This window comes from Roseateles saccharophilus (assembly GCF_031458095.1).
GTDB lineage: Bacteria > Pseudomonadota > Gammaproteobacteria > Burkholderiales > Burkholderiaceae_C > Pelomonas > Pelomonas saccharophila_A.
The window spans coordinates 58,395-75,346 of record NZ_JAVDXU010000005.1 but is presented as its reverse complement, the minus strand read 5'-3'; the positions used below and the strand labels follow the sequence as shown (position 1 = coordinate 75,346).

The 16,952-nt window shown below is 67.7% G+C and carries 13 protein-coding genes; 6 read left to right on the top strand and 7 right to left on the bottom strand.

Annotated features, from left to right (window positions below; translation table 11 throughout):
• Window positions 1-92: 92 nt before the first annotated feature.
• A complete protein-coding gene (locus tag J2X20_RS25690; protein ID WP_310271684.1) occupies window positions 93-983 on the top strand; it encodes a DUF4394 domain-containing protein in 891 nt (296 codons plus the stop codon).
• Here the strand turns inward: J2X20_RS25690 and J2X20_RS25685 are convergent.
• Window positions 980-2,509 carry a hypothetical protein gene (locus J2X20_RS25685; protein WP_310271681.1) on the bottom strand — a complete coding sequence of 510 codons (1,530 nt, stop codon included), beginning with the start codon at window positions 2,507-2,509 and terminating at the stop codon, window positions 980-982. The genes J2X20_RS25690 and J2X20_RS25685 overlap by 4 nt on opposite strands.
• Before the next feature lie 205 nt (window positions 2,510-2,714).
• Here J2X20_RS25685 and J2X20_RS25680 point away from each other — a divergent pair, with 205 nt between their 5' ends.
• From J2X20_RS25680 to J2X20_RS25670, 3 genes are all read left to right on the top strand, one after another.
• Entirely contained in the window at window positions 2,715-3,782 is a 1,068-nt protein-coding gene (locus J2X20_RS25680; protein WP_310271677.1) for a PEP-CTERM sorting domain-containing protein, read from the top strand.
• Window positions 3,783-3,948: 166 nt separating this feature from the next.
• Window positions 3,949-5,619, top strand: coding sequence for a GH39 family glycosyl hydrolase (locus tag J2X20_RS25675; protein ID WP_310271673.1), 1,671 nt, complete (start codon window positions 3,949-3,951; stop codon window positions 5,617-5,619).
• Between the two features lie 17 nt (window positions 5,620-5,636).
• Window positions 5,637-7,055 carry a c-type cytochrome gene (locus tag J2X20_RS25670; protein ID WP_310271670.1) on the top strand — a complete coding sequence of 473 codons (1,419 nt, stop codon included), beginning with the start codon at window positions 5,637-5,639 and terminating at the stop codon, window positions 7,053-7,055.
• Here J2X20_RS25670 and J2X20_RS25665 read toward each other — a convergent pair.
• The 6 genes from J2X20_RS25665 to J2X20_RS25640 are packed head-to-tail and all read right to left on the bottom strand — an operon-like array spanning window position 7,009 to window position 12,936.
• Window positions 7,009-7,566, bottom strand: coding sequence for a hypothetical protein (locus J2X20_RS25665; protein WP_310271667.1), 558 nt, complete (start codon window positions 7,564-7,566; stop codon window positions 7,009-7,011). The genes J2X20_RS25670 and J2X20_RS25665 overlap by 47 nt on opposite strands.
• A gap of 14 nt (window positions 7,567-7,580) precedes the next feature.
• Window positions 7,581-8,504: a glycoside hydrolase family 16 protein gene (locus J2X20_RS25660; RefSeq protein WP_310271664.1), complete on the bottom strand. Its 924-nt coding sequence runs from the start codon at window positions 8,502-8,504 to the stop codon at window positions 7,581-7,583.
• Between the two features lie 41 nt (window positions 8,505-8,545).
• On the bottom strand, window positions 8,546-9,883 hold the full coding sequence (locus J2X20_RS25655; RefSeq protein ID WP_310271662.1) for a GH1 family beta-glucosidase: 1,338 nt from the start codon (window positions 9,881-9,883) through the stop codon (window positions 8,546-8,548).
• Window positions 9,884-9,893: 10 nt separating this feature from the next.
• On the bottom strand, window positions 9,894-10,775 hold the full coding sequence (locus tag J2X20_RS25650) for a carbohydrate ABC transporter permease (protein ID WP_310271659.1): 882 nt from the start codon (window positions 10,773-10,775) through the stop codon (window positions 9,894-9,896).
• Window positions 10,772-11,668, bottom strand: a complete 897-nt coding sequence (locus tag J2X20_RS25645) for a carbohydrate ABC transporter permease (protein ID WP_310271656.1) — start codon at window positions 11,666-11,668, stop codon at window positions 10,772-10,774. Before J2X20_RS25645 ends, J2X20_RS25650 begins: the two co-directional genes overlap by 4 nt.
• Window positions 11,668-12,936, bottom strand: coding sequence for an ABC transporter substrate-binding protein (locus J2X20_RS25640; RefSeq protein ID WP_310271653.1), 1,269 nt, complete (start codon window positions 12,934-12,936; stop codon window positions 11,668-11,670). Before J2X20_RS25640 ends, J2X20_RS25645 begins: the two co-directional genes overlap by 1 nt.
• A gap of 325 nt (window positions 12,937-13,261) precedes the next feature.
• Between J2X20_RS25640 and J2X20_RS25635 the strand changes: the two genes are divergently transcribed.
• A complete protein-coding gene (locus J2X20_RS25635) occupies window positions 13,262-15,040 on the top strand; it encodes a glycosyl hydrolase family 18 protein (RefSeq protein WP_310271650.1) in 1,779 nt (592 codons plus the stop codon).
• An 80-nt stretch (window positions 15,041-15,120) separates the two neighbouring features.
• Complete coding sequence (locus J2X20_RS25630) at window positions 15,121-16,737, top strand: chitinase (protein ID WP_310271647.1); 1,617 nt, start codon at window positions 15,121-15,123, stop codon at window positions 16,735-16,737.
• Window positions 16,738-16,952 lie beyond the last annotated feature (215 nt).

Here is a 16,952-nt window from a genome sequence, read left to right as displayed (position 1 = left end):
CCCTCAGTCGGGGGGCGTTTTCTGAACTAGGTGTCGACGCTGGGAAGGCCAAAAACTAACTTGGCCCACTTTCCAGCGCCACCGGAGTGCCCATGTCGACTTCACGCCTTGCCTTCGCCCTGCTCGCGACCGCTCTCGCCGCCAGCCTGCCGGCCCAGGCAGAGACCGTCTACGGCCTGACGGCCGGCGCCACCACCACCCTGGTCAGTTTCGACTCCGCCAACCCGGCCAGCCTCAGCGTCATCGCCCCGGTCAGCGGCATCATCAACGGCCTGTCGCTGAAGGCCATCGACTTCCGCCCGGCCGACGGCCTGCTCTACGGCCTGGCGACCTCCGGCAGCCAGGGTCAGCTCTACGTCATCGACACGCACAACGGCGTCGCCTCTTCAATAGGCCGCGGTTTCAGCTTTGCGGCGGACGCCGGCCTGTCGGTGTCCATCGACTTCAACCCCGTCGTCGACCGCGTGCGCGTCGTTGCCGACAACGGCCTGAACCTGCGCCTCAACCCCAACACCGGCGTCATCGCCGGCTCGGACACTTCGCTGTCGGCCGCCGGCATGGGCGACGTGGCTTATGCCAACAACCATGTCGGCGCCACGCTGACGACGCTCTACGGCTTCAACGGTTCGCAGCTGGTGACCATTGGCGGCCCCAATGGCAGCCCCAGCCCCAACAGCGGCCTCGTCAACGTCGTCGGCCCGACCGGCGTGACGGCCTGGGACAACCTCAACGTCGGCTTCGACATCGGCAGCTCGGGCTCGGCCTATCTGTCGCTCGACGACGCGGCCTCCAGCAGCTTCGACTCCGAGTTCTACAAGATCAACCTGAGCACCGGCGCCACCCAGTTCGTCGGCAAGCTGCCGGTGGCCATGCTGGACATCGCCGTGGCCGCCGTGCCCGAGCCCGAGACCACCGCGCTGTGGCTGGCCGGCCTCGCCGTCATGGGCCGGGTGGTCTGGCGCCGCCGGGCTGCGCGCGGCTAACGCGTCGGCGTCGAGAACCGGTAGTCCAGCCCCACAGCCAGGTTGTCGGCCTTGAACTGGCCGCCGCCGGCGCTGCGCGCCTCGATGCGGCCGACGCTGAAGTTCAGGGCCAGGCGCTCGTCCAGCAGCCAGCGCACACCCGCGCTGGCCTTGGCGGACTTGCCGTGCACATTGGCGCCGGCCATCAGCTGGGCAAAGGCCTGCAGGCGTTCGCCCGGTGTGGCCAGGGTCTGCACCCCCAGGCCGCCAAGGATCTCGGCATAACCCGGATAACCCAGATAGGCGTTGTAGGCCGCCGAGGCCTGCAGCGGCAGATACCAGCGCTGGCCGACCGGAATGTCGAGCTGCAGGCCAAGCATCTGCAGCGCCGGCCTGTCCGTGCCGCGGTAGCTGAGGTGCAGGTCGGTCTGGTGCAGCACCGACAACCGCAAGCCTTCGTAGTGGGCCGGGCCTGTGGCTTCGCCGCTGCCGCCGGAGCGCAGATGGCGTGTCAGGCTCAGGCCCCAGGTCTGGTTGCGCGAGCTGCCCTTGGGTGCCGTCATGGTGCCGACGGAGAGCGCCAGCCCGAGGTCGCGCGTCAGTGAATACTCAGCGCTCAGCTTGGGATAGACCAGCAGGCCGGAGGCGGTGTCGATGACCTCCGACGAATAGCCGCCCGAGCCCAGGCCGAGCTGCGCATAGAGCGTGAGGTCGCGCGTCAGGCGCCAGCGCTGGCCCAGGCCGCCCAGCAACTGGTTGTACAGAGGCAGGCCGTGATAGCCCATGGCCAGGGACGCGAACCAATAGCTGTCGGTGCCGAAGAAGTGGGCGTACTGCAGGTCGGCCACGCCGATCGTGCCCTTGTTCGACCCTTGCGGTGAACGCTGGCGGTAGTTGTCCAGCGACAGCGTCAGCATGTTCTCGCCCATCTCCGCGCCGGCGCGGCGGTCGTCTGCCGGCGCCAGGGGCTGGCCGTGCCCGGAGAAGGGCCCGGTGAGATAGCTGAAGGGCATCTCCAGCATCAGACTGGCCTGGGTGCCGTCGATGATGGCCTGGCGGAACTTCAGCCTCGAGACGTTGGCTGCAAGGCTGAAGCCGCCGAAGTCATAGCCCAGCCCGGCATAGGCCTTGGCGAAGCCGCCGCTGCCCGACAGCAGCTTGCTGTGCTCGACGCTGCGCCCACCGCCGCCACCGCCGGCCGACAGGCCGGCCATCGCAAACAGCGGCCCGGCCAGCGGCCGCCTGAGGTGAACGCCCAGGTCCGCGGCCACGAAACCCCCATAGGCACCCTGCAGCAGCGGCGCATGGAAGCCGCCCCCGAGGTACACGCCGTCCATCACCTTCTGGTAAGCATGAAAGCCCAGCAGGTCGATGGCGCGGTCGCCTGGCACCTTGACGGTCTGGTATTCCAGCGTCAGCAGCGCCTCGTTGCGGCGCAGGGCGGATGTCTCCGAGGGCGAGGCGCCCGGCGTCTGCGCCAAGGCGCTACCGGCCGCGCACAGGCACAGGGCGATGAAGGCGTTAGGGCTGGCGAAGGAGCTGGACAAGATGCGAGAGGGCGTTGACGCGATTGCCGCCGGCGAGCGGCGCGCGATGCTCTCACGAACCCCGCCGGGGCGATGAAGCCAAACTCGGGTGCTTCGCGCCTCGCCAGACCCGCGGGGCGACGGAGCGCCCGGCAGTTGTAGGGGTGACGCCAAGCCTTGCCCCCTCCTAGCATGCACCGGCCGTCCAGCGGCATGGAGCACAGCAATGAGCAGGCAGACATCCCTTCAGCGGTCCGAGCGCCGCCACCTCATCGCATCGGCACTGTGGTTGTGCATCGCCTGTGGAACCGGCCAGCCGGCCCAGGCGGCACAGTTGCAGGCCTACGCCGGCGCGGTCGGCGGCATCGCCTCCGGCACGGGTGGCGTGTTTGCCTGCGCCACCAGCGGTCCCACCATCGGCAATGGCTGGTTTGCCGGTGTGGCGCTGCCCACGGAAGGCTTCGCCGCCTGCAACCTGGGCGGCAGCATCGATGACAGGACCGCAACCACCGGCCCGCTGAGCGCCCTGGCCAGCGTCAACGCCCCCGTCGGCGGCGGCAGCTTTGTCGGCCAGGCCAGCGCCAAGGCCGGCTATGGCCGCCTCGGCGTGGCGGCCAGCGGCACCATGACCGGCGAGTCCACACCCTTCACCTACCGCCAGACGGCGGGCTTCGCGCGCTTCCAGGACACGCTGACGCTGAGCAATCCCGGCATCGCCACCGGCACCGCCGGCTCCCTGGACTTCGCCTTCCTCATCGATGGCCTGCTCAAGAGCCTGCCCAACGCTCCCTACACCCAGCAAGGCGACATCGCACTGGGCATCCGTACCGGCAGCGGCGTGGGCAATGCGGCCCGTGGGCCGTGGTTCTCGTTCATGGGCACGGTCGTCAACGACGGCATCCCCTACGTGCGCGGCGGCGGCACCGGCATGCCCGGCGCCTTCGTGCTGGCGCCGGGCAGCATGCAGGGTTCGGCCAACGTGCTCAGCACGGCCAATTTCGAGTTCCGCTGGGGCGAGCCGCTGGAGATTGAAGTGGCCCTGCTGACCTCGGTCTCGCCCTGCTGCTGGGGCAGCTCGATCGATTCGTCCTTCATCAGCAGCGCAGTGCTGACGGGCATCAGTGCCCGCGCCGGCGGCATCCCGGTCACCGAGTTCTCTGTGCTGTCCGCCTCCGGCACCGCCTATGGGCCTGGCGGACTGCTGCCCGTTCCCGAGCCGGCCAGCGTGATGCTGTGGGCCGCTGGTCTGGTGCTGCTGGGCCTGCGCCATCGCCGCAGCGCGATGAAGCCCTAGCGCTCTTCAGCCATCCAGCAGCCGCCTCTGCGCAGCGCCCTGGAGCGCTGGGCGGGCGCGCTTGCGCCGATATCAATTCCGGCATCGAAGCGCTTGGAAAAATGACTGGCTTTCGCGCGGCGTCCCCGCCTATGGTGCGCCACCCAGCACAACGAAAACCAGAGACATGAAAAGCCAGATTCTCGCGGCCTGCCTGCTGCTCGCTTCACCGCTATGTTTCCCGCAGGCCGCGCCGGTCAGCTTGCAGGTCAAGCTGAATGAAGACAAAGGGCCGCTCAAGCCGATGTGGGCCTGGTTCGGCTACGACGAACCCAACTACACCTACATGAAGGACGGCAAGAAGCTGCTGTCCGAGCTCGCGGCGCTGAGCCCGGTGCCGGTCTATGTCCGCGCCCACAACCTGATGACCTCGGGCGACGGCACGCCGGCGCTCAAATGGGGCTCGACGGGCATGTACAGCGAGGATTCCAACGGCAAGCCGATCTACAACTGGACCCTCGTCGACAAGATCTTCGACAGCTATGTCGAGCGCGGCATGAAGCCACTGGCTCAGATCGGCTTCATGCCCGAAGCGCTGTCGGTCAAACCCCAGCCCTATCGCCACCACTGGGCCCCCGGCACGCCCTACCCCGAGATCATGACCGGCTGGGCCTATCCGCCGAACGACTACAAGAAGTGGGCCGAGCTGATCTACCAGTGGGTCCGGCACAGCGTCGAGCGCTACGGCCAGAAGGAAGTGGAGAGCTGGTACTGGGAGCTCTGGAATGAACCGGACGGCTTCTATCTGATCGCGCCGAATGTCGAGCAGGAATATTTCAAGATGTATGACTACGCCGCCGACGCGGTGAAGCGCGCGCTGCCGAGCGCGCGCATGGGCGGCCCGCACACGGCCCATGGCGGGAAGTTCTTCGATCACTTCATCCAGCATTGCCTGAACGACCGCAACCACGCCACCGGCGCCAAAGGCGCGCCCGTCGATTTCCTGGCCTATCACGCCAAGGGGCGGCCGACGCTGGTCGACGGCGTCGTGCAGATGAGCATGAAGACGCATTTCAAGAACATCGACGACGGCCTGGCCATCGTGGCGTCCTACCCGCAGCTCAAGGGCATACCGGTCATCATTGGCGAGTCCGACCCGGAAGGTTGCGCGGCCTGCGGCATGTCGACCAACCCCGAGAACGCCTATCGCAACGGCACCCTATATGCCAGCTACACCGCGGCGTCGATTGCGCGGGAATATGACCTGGCCTCGGCCCGCGGCGTCAATCTGGTGGGCGTCGTGAACTGGTCCTTCGAGTTCGAGGACCAGCCCTGGTTTGCCGGCTTTCGCGACCTCGCCACCAACGGCGTGAACAAGCCGGTGCTGAACGTGTTTCGCATGCTGGGCATGATGACGGGCAACCGGGTTGGCGTCGGCGGCGACGGCGCCTACGACGCCGCGTCCATCCTGAAGTCGGGCGTGCTGGGCAAGCGCACCGACATCAACGCGCTGGCCGCCAAGAGTTCCAAGGGTGCGACCGTGCTGCTCTGGAATTACCACGACAAGGACATCATCGACGCCGGGTCGCCGGTCAGCGTCACCATCCAGGGCATCCCCGCCAGCCAGGTCGTGATGACGCATTACCGCATCGACCAGGAGCACAGCAATTCCTATGCGGCCTGGAAGAAGATGGGCTCGCCCGCCCAGCCCAGCGCGGCGCAGATTGCCGAACTGCACAGGAGCAGCCAGCTCGCCACCCTCGGCAACCCGCAGACGCTGCAGGTCCGCGACCAGCAGGTGGTCGTCGAGATGCAGCTGCCGCGCCAGGCGGTGTCCTTCATCCAGCTGAGCTACTGATGCGCAGGAGCGCATCCTTGCGAGCGACGGGGCTGGGCCTGTGGGCCTTGCTGGGTGCCGGCATCGGCCAGGCCGCGGCGGCCGCCGACGGGTCCAGCGTCTATGCCCAGAACTGCCTGCAATGCCATGGCGCGAACCGCGAAGGCGGCATCGGCCCGAACCTGACGGGCGCGCACTGGAACAGGGTCCGGCCCAATCCGCAGAGCCTGGCCCGCTTCATCGCCCAGGGTTCGACCGATGGCCGCATGCCGGGTTGGAGCAAGCGCCTGACGCCCCAGCAGATTGGCGCCGTGGCCGACTATCTGCTGAAGCCGCCGCCCGCCAGTGACGGCGACCATGCCCTGCGCGCCTCGGCCGAGCCCTATCCGGAATTGAAGGACTTCCGCCTGCCTCCCGGCTTCTCGATCGCGGTCTACAGCGACAAGGTGCCGAGCGCGCGCGGCATGGCGGTGGCAGAGTCCGGCATCGTCTACGTCGCCTCACGCACCGCAGGCAAGGTGTTTGCGCTGGTCGACGGCGGCCGCCAGGTCGTGACCGTGGCCAGCGGCCTGGATGCACCGATCGGCGTGACTCTGCTGAACGGTGCTCTGTTCGTGTCCGAGCGCTTCCGCGTGCTGCGCTTGGACGACATCGCCCACAGCTACGACAGGTCGCCACCCTTGCACGTGGTGAAGGACGACTTCCCCAAGGACGCCTGGCACGGGGAGAAGATCATCAAGGCCGGGCCGGACGGCAAACTCTATGTGCCCATCGGCGCGCCTTGCAACAGCTGCGACCGCGAGAACGAACCGCACGCCAAGATCCATCGCATGAACCCGGACGGCTCGCAGTTCGAGGTCTATGCGCGCGGCGTGCGCAATTCGGTTGGCTTCGGCTGGCACCCGCTGACCCGGGAGTTCTGGTTCACCGACAACGGTCGCGACATGCTGGGCGACAACATGCCCTCCGACAAGCTCAACCATGCGCCCAGGCCGGGCATGCACTTCGGCTTTCCCTACTGCCAGGGCGGCGTGCTGCCCGATCCGGAATTCCACGCCGGCCGTCAGTGCAGCGAGTTCACCGAGCCGGCCGCCAAGCTGGGGCCGCACGTGGCCTCGCTGGGCCTGCACTTCTACACCGGGCAGCAGTTCCCCGAGGCGTACCGGAACCAGCTCTTCATCGCCGAGCACGGCTCCTGGAATCGCAGCCAGAAGATCGGCTATCGCGTCGCGCTGATCACCTTGTACGGCGACAAGGTGGTCAGCGACACCGTCTTCGTGGAAGGCTTTCTGCAGCGCGAGAAGGTGGTCGGCCGGCCGGTGGACATCGCACAGCTGCCCGACGGGTCCATGCTGATCTCCGACGATTTCGCCGGGCGCATCTACCGCGTCAGCTACCAGGCTCCGGCCGTCACTGCTGCGGTGCCGAAGCCGCCGGCGCCGGCAACGTCCAGGTGAACCCTTCGACGCCTTTTGCGAAGGCGTCCATGGTTTCCCTGTACGGGCTGTCGTTCGGCCCCTTGAGCAGCACGATGAGGCGGTAGCCGCTGTTGACGGCCACATAGCTGATGGAGCGCAGACCGTTGGGCAGCTTGCCCTCGTAGCGCCCGCCTTCCACGCCGCCCAGGGACACCGGCCTGGCGGCGTCGCGGGTCAGCTTCTTGTCGAAGGGGTTGCCGAACTTGACGGCGCCGTCCAGCGCGTCATAGGGCTTGGCCGGGTCGGGCTCGGCATGGCCCCAGACGACGATGAAGACGGCCTTGGGGTCGTCGGTACGCGAGTAGACCGCCATGCCGGTGGGCTTGCCGGCCTTGTCGGGCTTTTCTTCGCGGTTCACCGCGGAAACGCCATCCGGCGCAGCGAAGCTGCCGAAGGCGGTCTTCACCTCGACGGCACGGGCCGGCAGCGCACCGGGCAGCGCGATGCACAAGGCCAGGATGGACGGCAGGCTTTGCAGGCTGGGGCGCATGGCGTCCTCCTCCTTCAGTCCTCTTTGTAGATCCGCACCCAATCGACCTTCATCTGCGCCGGGAAGACGGTGGCCGCATCCGGCGAGCCAGGCCAGTCGCCGCCCACGGCGAGATTGAGGATGACGAAGAAGGGCTTCTCGAACACCCAGCTGCCGCCCGCGGGCAGGCTGGCCGGCGTGAGGCGGTGGTAGTCCTTGCCATCGACCTGCCAGATGATCTCGTTGGCGCGCTTGATGATGGTGTAGGTGTGGAAGTCGCCAGACACCGCGGTGCCCAGGTCGTAGGGCTTGTTGATGCCCTGGGCACCCGAGTAGCCGGGCCCGTGCAAGGTGCCGTAGACGGTGTTGGGCGTCTTGCCGACGAACTCCATGATGTCGATCTCGCCGGACTTGGGCCAGCCGGCCGTCGCGAGGTCGGTGCCCAGGGCCCAGAAGGCGGGCCAGATGCCGGCGCCGGCCGGCAGCTTCATGCGCGCCTCGACCTTGCCATAGGTGAAGCCGACCTTGCCGTTGGTGTGGATGCGGGCCGACGTGTACTCGCAGGGCTTGCCGTTCCAGCAGGGGCCGGGGTTGCTGGCCTTCTCTGCAGTGATGACGAGCATGCCGCTGCCGTCCGTCTGTGCATTGCGGGCGCTGGACGTGTAGTACTCCAGCTCATGGTTGCCCCAGCCGTCGGCCTCCTTGTTGCCGAGGTCGTAGTTCCAGTTGGCGGCCTTGGGCACGGTGCCCGCAGCGTCGTCGAACTCATCGCTCCACACCAGCGTCCATTGGTTGGACGGAGCCGGCGCGGGGGCCGGTGCAGGCGCGGGCGCGGGCGCAGGAGCGGGAGATGGCGCAGCCGTGGCCGAACCGCCGCCACCGCCACAGGCGGTCAGCACGGCGGCGATGGCGGGCAGCGCGTGGCGCCAGGGGCTGGGGGCCGGGATGATCTTGTTCATGTTTGTCTCCAGAGTTCGATTTGTTTTTTCGTGTCGGCGAATCAGCCTCGCCAGTCACGCAGGAAGTCGCGATACCACTCGGCACTGGCCTTGGGCGTGCGGGCCTGGGTCTCGTAGTCGACATGCACGATGCCGAAGCGCTTCAGATAGCCGCTGGACCATTCGAAGTTGTCCATCAGGCTCCAGACCATATAGCCGGCCATGGGCACGCCCTGCTGCATGGCGCTGGCCACGGCGGCGATGTGGTCGCGCAGATAGGCGATGCGGTCGTCGTCCTGCACACGGCCGCCCACGACGTTCTGGTCCTTGAAGGCGCCGCCGTTCTCGGTCACGTAGACGGGTGGCAGGCCGGGGTAGTCGCGGTGCAGCAGACACAGCAGGTCGTCCAGGCCCTGGGCATAGATCTCCCAGCCCATGTCGGACACGGGCAGGCCACGCTCCGCGGGCTTCCAGTCGGCGCCGCTGGCCGACACGACGCTGCGGGTGTAGTAGTTGACGCCCAGGTAGTCCATGGGCTGGGCGATGACCGCCATGTCGCCGGCATGCACGATGGGCGCGTCGGCGCCGAGCTCGGCCAGCACCTCCTCGGGATAGCTGCCCTTGAACAGCGGGTCGGCATACCAGCGGCGACTGCGCGCGTCGGCCATGGCCGCGGCGGCGATGTCCTCCGGCATGGCCGTGGCCGGCACCGTGGACGACAGGTTGAGCACGACGCCGAGCTGGCTTTTCGCGCCATCGGCACGCAAGGCCTGCAGGGCCAGGCCGTGGCTGAGCAGCAGGTGATGGCAGACCTGGGTGGCGATCCTGCGGCTCTTGATGCCGGGCGCGAAATTGCCCTGCTCGTGGCCCAGCACGGCGATGACCCAGGGCTCGTTGTGCGTGGTGAGGCCGTCCAGGCGGTCACCCAGGCGGGCATTGACGTGACGCGCGTAGTCGACGAAGCGGTGCACGGTGTCGCGGTCGTTCCAGCCGCCGCGGTCCTGCAGGCCTTGTGGCAGGTCCCAGTGGTTCAGCGTCGCGAAGGCCTGGATGCCGCGTTTCTTGAGGCCGTCGACCAGGCGCTCGTAGAAGTCCAGGCCCTTGGGGTTGAACTCGCCATGGCCCAGGGCCTGCACGCGCGGCCAGGCGATGGAGAAGCGGTAGCAGTTGACGCCCAGCGAGGCGATGAGATCGAGGTCTTCCTCGAGGCGGTGGAAGTGGTCGCATGCCACTTCGCCGTTGCTCGCGTCGGCGATGGCGCCGGGCTGCTTGCAGAAGCGGTCCCAGATGGACTCGCCCTTGCCGTCCTCATGGGCGGCGCCCTCGATCTGGAAGCTGCTGGTGGCCACGCCCCAGACGAAATTGGGCGGGAACTGGCGATGCAGGGGGGCTTGAGACATTGTTTTTGCTTTACTTGACGGCGCCGGCTGTCAGGCCTGCGATGAGCTGGCGCGACGAGATGACGAAGAGGACGAGCAGGGGCAGGGTCGCGATGGCCGAGCCGGCCATCAGCGCGCCCCATTCGGTACTGGTGGTGCTGAAGAGGCTGCGCAGGGCCAGCGGCAGGGTGTAGTTCTCGGCCGTGCGCATGACGATCAGCGGGTTCATGAAGTTGTTCCATGAACTGATGAAGGTGATGAGGCCGAGCGTCCCGAGGGCCGGCTTCATCAGCGGCAGCGCGATGCGCCAATAGATGCCAAGCTCGCTGCAGCCATCGATGCGAGCCGCGTTGATGAGTTCGTGCGGCACCGTGGAGGCGGCGAACTGGCGCATCAGGAAGATGCCGAAGGCGCTGGCCGCACCGGGCAGGTACAGCGCCCGGTGGGTGTCGATCCAGCCCAGGGTGTCCATGACCATGAAGCTGGGGATCATGTTCATGAAGGCCGGCACCATCATGGTCCCCATGACGAGGGCGAACAGGGCCTTCTTGAAGCGGAACTCCAGCATCGCGAAGGCATAGCCGGCCATGGAGCAGAACAGCAGCGTCAGGGCCGTCGACATCAGGCCGACGTAGAGGCTCCAGCCGACGTTCTTCCAGAACGGCAGCCGGGTGGTGAGCACCTTGATGTTGTTCAGCAGCTCGCCGCTGAACCACAGCGGCGGCGGCACGTTGAAGATGTCGGTGCGCGACTGGGTCGCGAACACGAACATGAAGTAGAAGGGCGCCAGCATGATCAGCGCGCCGATGCCGACGATGGCGTAGGCCAGCAGCTTGGAGGTGTGGTTCACCGCCACTCCCTTCGCGGTGCGCGCTTCACGGCCTAGCGGCAGCTTGTGCAGCACGGCGCTCATGCCTGCACCCTCCGGTCGGCGAAGGCCTTGTTGGTCAGCCAGGTCAGCAGGGCGATGACGCCAAACATGATCCAGGCCAGGGCGCTGGCGCCGCCGAAGTCGCTGAAGTCGAAGGCCTCGCGGTAGAGGTACATGGCCACCGTCATGGCCTGCTGGTCGGCACCGCCCTTGCCGTTGGTCAGGATGAAGGGCTCCTCGAACAGCTGCAGGCCGCCGATCAGGGACAGCGTGACGCCGAACAGGATCATGGGCTTGAGGCCGGGCAGGGTGATGCGCCAGAACTGCTGCCAGGCATTGGCGCCGTCGAGCTTGGCGGCTTGATACAGGTCATTGGGGATGGTCTGCAGCGCCGCGAGATACAGCACCACGTTGAAGCCCACATAGCGCCAGAACACGATGATGGCCACGGCCGGCTTGACGGCATCCGGCGAGCGCATCCAGTTGATGTGCTCCATGCCGAACAGGGCTTCGAGCGCTTGGTTGACCATGCCGTAGTCGGTTGAGAAGAGGGACCCGAACAGCATCGCGATAGCGACCGTGGAGGTGATGTAGGGCAGGAAATAGGCGCCCGAGAACAGGCCGCGCCAGCGCCCGAAGGAGCGGTGCAGGAAGACCGCCAGCGGCAGGGCGACGAGGTGCTGGGGCACGCCCGAGGCAAAAGCCAGCCACAGCGTGTTGCGCAGCGCCTTCCAGAACCAGCCGTCGGTCAGCGCGAAGACGAAGTTGTCCAGGCCGACGAAGCGCATCGAATCGATGCCGCTGGTCGGCTCCCAGGACTGGAAGGCCAGCCAGGCCGAGAACACCAGCGGGAACAGGCCGAAGACGGCGAACAGGATCAGGAAGGGGCTGACCAGGATGTAGGGCGCCCAACTGGCCGGGATGCGCAGCTTCATCAGCGGTTGGCCCTGTGCACGAGCAGGGCCTGGGCGTCTTCCAGGGCCTGGGGGATGGGCTTGCCGTACTCGAGCACGTTGTCGAGTTCGGCGTTGATGACCTCGTCGGCGAACTTGTGCTGCTTGTGCATCTTGACGACGGGGATGCGCCGCGCCGCCTCGCGCCACAGCACGCGGGCGTGCTGGCCGCCGAGGAAGGGCACGGGCTGGTCGAAGAAGGCGTCCTGCTGCGCGTCCAGCAGGGCCGGGAAGGCGTCCTGGGACTTGAAGGCCTCGAGCTGGCGTGCGCGATCCAGCGTCAGCTCCTGCACCAGCTGCCAGGCGAGCTGTTTCCTCTCCGGCGCCGAGCGGCGCGGGATGGCGTAATAGGTGCCGCCGTAGGAGCAATAGGTGTTCTCGGGCAGCTGGGCTACGCGCCATTTGCCGGCCGTGCCAGGCGCCACCCAGTTGGCCATCTGGCCGGCCATCCAGCCGCCCGACAGTTCGGTGGCCAGGCGGCCGCGCTTGAGCATCTCGGCCCAGTCGTTGAACCAGACCTCGACGCGCGCATCCAACTTCTGGCGCCTGACCTTCTGCGCCAGCTCGAAGGCGCGTACGAAGCGCGGCGAGGTGATCTGCGCCCGGCCCTGGTTGTCGAAGAACTGGCCCTCGCCGGGCGGTGTGCCGCCGCGCACGATGATGTCCTTGAGCAGGCGCACGTCGCCGATCAGGTAGGCGCCGGTCTTGGCCTTGAGCTGCAGGCCGGCGTCGACATAGGACTCCCAGGACTGCGTCAGGTCGGCCTCCTTCAGGCCGGCCTGGGCCAGCAGGTCGGTGCGATAGAACAGCGAGCCTGGGCCGATGTCGGTGGGCAGGGCGACGATGGCACCCTCGCGGTTGCGCGCCGTCTCGATGGCGAAGGACACGAAGCGGTCCTTGAAGCGCTCGGCGCCGAAGGCCGGGGCCGATAGATCCTCCAGGCCCGTGCCCAGCGAGAAGCGGCCCAGGTAACTCGTCTCCAGCGCGATGACGTCGGGCAGATGGCCGGAGGTCGATAGCGCTGTCGTCATCGCGGTGTGGTGATCGTCGTACTGGCGGCTGATGACCTCGGTGCGGATCTCGGGGTGGCGCTGGCTCCAGCCCTTGAGCACATCCTTGGCAATCACGTCGACCAGTGGGAAGGCCGCCACCGTCAGCGGCGCCTGCCCCTTGGCATGGCCCAGGCCCGCCGCGCCGCCAAGGGCGGCGGCGAGCAGATGACGGCGATGGAGGGAGGGGGAATCCAACATGGTTTGAAAGCGCTTTCAAGATTGTGCTTCGAGCCAGTACAGCGCCCCAGCAGCACAAACCCTAGGACAACTCCAGACGAAGGCTCGCCCTCCCTAGAAACCCGAGACAGCAACGTTTTGACACCCGAACACCGGGTTTCCACCGGTGACGCGGGAATCACTGGTGGCAAAGTGGTATTCAAGAGGTGGTAGCAGTCGCAAACTGGATGCATACCAGTTAGAACCAGCTCCAAAGAGCCTGCACGGAGAGGCAGGCCAGCCGCCGGAGAGCCCCCGTTGGGACTCTCCTTTTCAACGAGCTCTTGCACAGACCAGGACGTCTCACATGAAGCAGCCCTCATCCAGCATCCCGATGCATCAATTGCGTCGCCTTGCCGCCATCACCGCCACCGCCTTCGCCCTCGGTGCCAGCGCCACCGCGGCCCTGGCCCAGACCTACCCCGCCTGGGCGCCCGACGTCTACTACGCGGCCGGCACCGTCGTGACCTACCAGGGCCACAACTACCGTGCCCTGGTCAACCAGACCGACTACTCCAGCACCGGCTGGAACCCGACCAATGCGTCGCTGTGGACCGACCTCGGCCCCGCCTCCGGTCCGGCCCCCTCGCCCGCGCCGACGCCGGCGCCCACGCCTGCACCGACGCCTGCCCCCACGCCGGCCCCGTCGCCTGCACCCAGCCCCGCCCCCGCTCCGAGCGGCACCTGCGCACCGGTCTGGGTCGCCTCCACCGCCTACAACGGCGGCGCCATCGCCAGCAAGGGCACGACCAACTACAAGGCCAACTGGTGGACCCAGGGCAATGACCCGGCGACCAACAACGGCCCCGTCGGCTCCGGCCAGCCCTGGACCTCGCAAGGCGCCTGCACGACCGGCCCCGCGCCGAGCCCCAGCCCCAGCCCGTCTCCCAGCCCCTCGCCTTCGCCGTCGCCCAGCCCGAGTCCTTCCCCGAGCCCGGCCCCCTCGCCCGCCCCGGCACCCGGCCTGAGCGACCCGAACGCCAAGTCCGCCAATCAGAACGGCCGCGCCTACACGGTCTACTACCCGAGCTGGAGCGACAACTGGTTCGACGCCACCGGCAAGTCGATGAACGAGGTCTTCGTCGCCAGCAACTTCGCGCGCATCCCGGCCAACTACACCCATGTGGTGGCGGCCTTCGCCCAGCCCAACTTCACGTGGGGCGGCATGGCGGCCAACAACTGGTCGGGCACCGGCATCAACTTCAACGGCCGGCCGTCGGACATCAAGGCCGCCATCGACGTGCTTCACGCCCGCAACATGAAGGTCATCCTGGCCGTCGGCGGCGCGACCTACAACAGCTGGGGCACACTGTCCGCTGAAGGCCATGCCGGCAGCGGCCCGACCATCACGGCCCTGTCCAACATCATGAAGGACGTGGGCTTCGACGGCCTGGACGTGGACTACGAGGTCGATGGCATCACGACCGACGCCTACGCCGGCGCCGTCAAGGCCATGCGCAAGGCCGTGGACCTGGCCGGCGGCGGACGCATCCTGACGGTGGCCGCCTGGTCGTCCGGCTCGGACTGCACCGCCTCCACCGGCAGCGACCCGCAGTGCAATGGCGTGGGCACCAGCTACTGGGGCGGCAAGGCGGGCGGCGAACGCCTGCTCGTCAACGCCTACCCGGCGCTGAAGACGGCCTTCAACATCGTCAACATCATGACCTACGACGCGCGCTTCGAGCACTTCGACGGCGTGACCGCCTGGAAGTCCTACCGCCAGATGTTCCCGAGCAGCACCATCGTGTCCATCGGCTTCGAGACGTCGCCGGAAGGCTGGAGCGGCGCGAACCTGGTGGTGAACAACGCCGACGCGCAGTGCACGGGCTCCGTCATCCTGCAGAACAGCTACGGCGCCAACATCAACCAGCCCTACTCGGTGGAGCGCTATCTGAACGCGGTGACGACCAGCACGCTGGCCAACAAGAACCCGCGTGACGGCGCCATGCTGTGGCAGGCCCTGAAGACGGCGAGCGGCAGCTGCGGCAGCGCGCCGCTGGCTTCGCCGGGCGCCATCGGCAAGAAGGCCGCCGGCCTGCTCAACCTCGTCGACGACCCGGCGCTGCAGAACGCGCCCTGGAAGTAAGCAGCTCTCGACCTGAGCTGAACGCCGCCGCGCCGGACTGCCGGGCGGCGGCCTTTTCCATCCACGCTTCGGAGAACCTCATGATCTCGCGCCCGCCCCTGCCGCGCGCGGCCAAGCCCTGGCTGCTCGCCGGCGCCCTGGCCCTCAGCACGGCCGCCTTCGCCCAGACCTATCCCGCCTGGAAGGCCGACACCTATTACGCGGCTGGCACCATCGTCAGCTACAACGGCCACAACTACAAAGCCCTGGTCAACCAGACCGACTACGCCAGCACCGGCTGGAACCCGACCAACGCCTCGCTGTGGACCGACCTCGGCGCAGCTTCCAGTCCGGCCCCCGCGCCGACGCCGGCGCCCACGCCTGCACCGGCGCCTGCTCCTACACCCGCGCCCACGCCGGCCCCCTCGCCCGCCCCTACGCCCGCCCCTACGCCCAGCGGCAATTGCGCGCCGGTCTGGGTCGCCTCGACGGCCTACAACGGCGGCGCCATCGCCAGCAAGGGCACGACCAACTACAAGGCCAACTGGTGGACCCAGGGCAACGACCCGGCCACCAACAACGGCCCGACGGGCAGCGGCCAGCCCTGGACCTCGCAGGGCAACTGCAGCGGCGCTCCCAGCCCCGCGCCGTCTCCTGCACCGGCACCTGCTCCCACGCCTGCGCCGACACCGGCCCCCACGCCCGCCCCTTCGCCCGCGCCCACGCCCGCACCGTCCCCCAGCCCTGCCCCTGCGCCTGCCGGCAAGCACCAGCTGATCGGCTACTGGCACAACTTCACCAACCCGTCGGGCCCGCCCTTCCCGATCAGCGATGTGCCGGCGGCCTATGACGTCATCGTCGTGGCCTTCGCCGACGACGGCGGCAACGGCAACATCACCTTCAACCTGGATGGTGGCTCCGGAGGCGAATCACGCTTCATCGCCGACATCGCCGCCGCCCGCGCCAAGGGCAAGAAGGTGGTCCTGTCCTTCGGCGGCCAGAACGGCACGGTGACGCTGAACAACGCGACGCAGGTGACCAACTTCGTCAACAGCGTCGAAGCCATCATGCGCAAGTACGGCTTCGATGGCATCGACATCGACCTGGAGAGCGGCGCCGGCGTGTCCTGGGGCGCGGCGGTGCAGGCCAACCTCGTCACCGCCGTGAAGCAGCTCAAGGCCCGCATTGGCAGCGGCTTCTATCTGTCGATGGCGCCGGAGCATCCCTATGTGCAGGGCGGCTATGTCGCCAGCAGCGGCATCTGGGGCGCCTACCTGCCCATCATCGACGGGCTGCGCGACGAGCTGTCGGTGCTGCATGTCCAGTACTACAACAACGGCGCCGTCTACACGCCCTACTCCACGCAGGGCCTGGCCGAAGGCAGCGAGGACATGCTGGTGGCCGCCAGCCGCATGCTGATCGAGGGCTTCACGACCAACAACGGCACCGGGACCTATGTCTTCCGTGGCATCCGGCCCGACCAGGTCGCCTTCGGCCTGCCCTCGGGTCCGTCGTCGGCCAACTCGGGCCTGGCCAGCGTCGCCACCATCACGGCAGCGTTGAACTGCCTGACCAGGCTGACTCAGTGCGGCGCCATCAAGCCGCCGGTGGCCTATCCGAGTCTGCGTGGCGTCATGACCTGGTCCATCAACTGGGACAAGAAGGACGGACAGTCGTTCTCGAACGGCGTCCGGAATGCTCTAAACGCCTTGCCCTGATGGTTTGACCCCCGGCGCTTTGCGGGCCGAGCGCCGGGCCGCTCCCTAGCCGGCCCGCCTTGGGCGATGTGCTTGCGGCTTGATGCCGCAAGCATCGCCGTCCCCTTGGGGGACCGACTGGGCTCGCCCGCGTTCAGCCGGGTGAGACCGGGCGAGGGGCAAACCCGCCCTGGGGTCCACCCGTCCCTGAGTTCTGGCACACGCCCGTGTTGCCG